This is a genomic window from Hydrogenovibrio sp. 3SP14C1 (assembly GCF_029625905.1).
GTDB lineage: Bacteria > Pseudomonadota > Gammaproteobacteria > Thiomicrospirales > Thiomicrospiraceae > Hydrogenovibrio.
Window position 1 is genome coordinate 1 of record NZ_JARTLM010000232.1, and the last position, 251, is coordinate 251.

At 45.4% G+C, this 251-nt stretch carries 1 tRNA gene; it reads right to left on the minus strand.

Annotated elements, in window-relative coordinates:
- Positions 1–112: 112 nt before the first annotated feature.
- Positions 113–188: transfer RNA gene (locus P8629_RS12370), tRNA-Asn, on the minus strand.
- Between the last annotated feature and the right edge of the window lie 63 nt (positions 189–251).

A 251-nucleotide genomic window follows, 5' to 3' on the forward strand; every position in this document is an offset into this window, starting at 1 on the left:
GAAGGCGTAACGATTAGTGCTAGTAAGGCTTATCTTTGAGAGGGATAAGCCTTTTTACTCACCATTGAATCACCATAAAAAAAAGCCCAGTCAATGACTGGGCTTTAAAATTTGGCTCCTCCTGCTGGGCTCGAACCAGCGACCTGCGGATTAACAGTCCGTCGCTCTACCAACTGAGCTAAGGAGGAACAGATTTTTTAATAATGGTGCCGACTACCGGAATCGAACTGGTGACCTACTGATACAAGTCA